At 79.2% G+C, this 284-nt stretch carries 1 pseudogene; it reads left to right on the top strand.

What is annotated here, in order from left to right:
• Positions 1-284: pseudogene (locus BST40_RS32730) on the top strand (hypothetical protein); the annotation flags it as partial.

The raw sequence follows: 284 nt of genomic DNA, 5'->3' as shown, positions 1-284 counted from the left end.
GCCCACCGTTGGCGCCACTCGTCCCGCCTTCGAGGTGGCCGGCACCACCGCCGCCGCCGGCGCCGCCCGCTCCGAAGAGCAGACCCGCGCGTCCGCCGGCACCGCCCCCACCGCCGTCGGTGCCACCGGTACCGCCGGTGCCGCCGGCTCCACCGTGGCCATAGAGCAGACCGGCGTCCCCTCCGCGGCCTCCGGGCCCACCCGCAACGCGACCAGCTCCACCGTCGCCGGCGTCGCCACCGGCGCCGACGAGCACGCCACCATGGCCGCCGGAACCTCCGGAC

Origin of the sequence: Mycobacterium persicum (assembly GCF_002086675.1) — a bacterium.
GTDB lineage: Bacteria > Actinomycetota > Actinomycetes > Mycobacteriales > Mycobacteriaceae > Mycobacterium > Mycobacterium persicum.
The sequence above is the reverse complement of the archived record's forward strand: the minus strand, read 5'-3'. Positions and strand labels throughout refer to the sequence as shown.